Here is a 2,304-nt window from a genome sequence, read left to right as displayed (position 1 = left end):
GTGGAAAGAGCTGCGGATATAGGGCGATAGGCCCACTTCCGCCCTGAAAGGGGCGAAAGTTGTTGGAAAAAGCAGTATATGGTTGGGCCAAATGCACAATGGAGAGGGATATTGGGATAACTATGGGTTATTCAGAGGTTCCCTAACAATTCACAAAGCTCGGAAAAATTAGAAAATAGTTCCMCCCATCCCAGCCGTTTTCCATTCTCATTCCATCTTTCTTTAATCACAATGGGTGCAGACAGCTCATCTTTATAATATACCCCCCAAAAAGAGTCACTACCAGCACCGAAATCACCAAGTATAATTAGCTTCTCTGGGTCAATATTTTCGTTGCTGTCAAACTTAGATAAAACTATATCATCTCCATACTCAATCCTTTTTTTTGCATTTAGGAATGGAGGTTTATAGAAATAAATCTTTGCCTCATCAATGATCACTCTCGACAGCATACTTTTCTCTATTAGCATTTTTTCGTGCTGAGCAAACTCTTGATCATCAGTCAATGGCCATATTCCAGACTCAATCAAAGAGTCAATTTCTTTTGGTAGCTCATACTTACCGACTTTCATGACTTATTTCCAACATAGGTAGCCTTAGAATAACTCCCTGCTGCACCAAAAAATCGGCTCAAGATGCTCATTTATTCACGATAAACTGAGCTTTTTCGCCGATTTTTTCCTTGTATTGTGGCCTCACCAATGTTTTTCAGAGGTTCCTTAGCTAATCTGAAAATGATATGCCATAGCCATATTCTTCCAGCATCTTATCAAAGTTAAAGGTTGACAAATCGACTCTACCATGTGACTTCAGCATGATTAAGGAGTAGCGCCGGGCAATATCCCACACATAGTCATTTTCACTTTGCCAGCTAAAAACGTACTCACCAATATCAAAATAACATAAAACCATATATATCAACCAAGATAGTTCCTGCAACATCAACTCATCTTCATCCTCCACCCCTTCTGCACGAGAAAAAATATCAAAGCATAATCTCAACAATGCAATTTCAGGAAAATGGGTGCCTTCTCCTTCACTATCTCGGTCAAAATACTCTCTCCTACCTTTATCTCCCCGAATTATTTTTTCTATTTCATCTCTCCGTTCTGACAGCAACGTTAATATTGTTTTTAAATCTTGACTTATCATTTAGCTGGAGCCCTATTCACATGATAATGAAACTGTCTGTCAATTGCATAAAATGCATCCTTATCAGGATTCTTTCCTGCATGTGGTTTATGAGAATCCATCCTCCATATCTGATGAGGTCTTTTACTGCCTTTCAGCCCAATCCCTACTCCAGCGAGTCTGCCGTCTCCTTTATTATCCATAACAAAGTTAATTTTATACTTTCCGGACTTTGCAAACGGTATTTCTATCGGCAGAGTATTGGGGGTCTGAGGCAAATAAATCACAAACCTATCAATTTTCCCGGCATTATTACTTAAGAAGCCTGACCATGCTGCGATTGCTGAAATAGTCACAGAAGGTGTCATCCTGATTAAACTATCCACAGCATCATCAATATTAACGCTACCCATCGATTTAGATGCAGACTTCAAATTGTCTTTAATACCCGCACTAAGCTTACCAGAGGACAACATACTTTGAACTTCCCTAGCCACTCCTATCAAGTTTAATACTGTATCCACTTTCTCAACAACGGACCAGACTCTCAATGAAGTTGTAGCTAAATTAGACGCTATGTTAAAGCTGGCACCTACTTCACCTAATGTCATATAGCCACTAGGATCTATTCCGGTTGCTGGATCAGCATCAGCATATATATATTTATGTAGCGTCACTGGATCGTGGGTATGCCCCATCCAAGTATCCATCTGCGTAAACCGCCCCTGGTTCTGGTCGTAATACCTCGCCCTTAGGTAATACTGATCCAGCGATGCATCGTACTGCTCTCCGGTATACAGGTAGCTGTTTGGGGTGTCTCCTTCGCTGTGCAGCAGGATGCCGAAAGCGTCGTAGTGGTAGCTGTCGGTTTGGACGCCGATCTGGTTTGTTAAAGAGCGGACGGAGCCTTGGCCGTCGTAGACATAGTAGCTGACGTCGCTGGCTCTTGCCTGGCTCAGCAGGTCGTCGCCGTAGACGTAGCTGACTTGTTTGGCGCCGTTGACGACTTCTTGTAGCACTTGAGCGTAGTCGCGGTTCTGGTCGACGATAAAGTCGGTGGTGGCGCCGCTTCCCGCTTTCCGGGTGCGAATGCCGTCTGGGTTATAGCCGAAGCTGGTGGTCTCGCCCGCCTTGGTTACCGCGAGGAGTTTGTTCTTCGCGCTGTAGGTGTAA

3 protein-coding genes are annotated in these 2,304 nt (G+C 43.2%); all 3 read right to left on the bottom strand.

Translation table 11 applies throughout. The features are described 5' to 3' along the window. Window positions 1–131: 131 nt before the first annotated feature. Window positions 132–572, bottom strand: coding sequence for a hypothetical protein (locus KP814_RS32360; RefSeq protein WP_216740647.1), 441 nt, complete (start codon window positions 570–572; stop codon window positions 132–134). Between the two features lie 151 nt (window positions 573–723). Continuing rightward, window positions 724–1,152, bottom strand: a complete 429-nt coding sequence (locus KP814_RS32355; RefSeq protein WP_216740646.1) for a hypothetical protein — start codon at window positions 1,150–1,152, stop codon at window positions 724–726. After that, a partial coding sequence (locus KP814_RS33085) for an RHS repeat-associated core domain-containing protein (protein ID WP_253938808.1) occupies window positions 1,149–2,304 on the bottom strand: 1,156 nt, incomplete at its 5' end. The genes KP814_RS33085 and KP814_RS32355, both read right to left, overlap by 4 nt.

Origin of the sequence: Hahella sp. HN01, from assembly GCF_018986435.1 — a bacterium.
GTDB lineage: Bacteria > Pseudomonadota > Gammaproteobacteria > Pseudomonadales > Oleiphilaceae > Hahella.
This window is presented reverse-complemented; position numbering and strand designations above follow the sequence as displayed.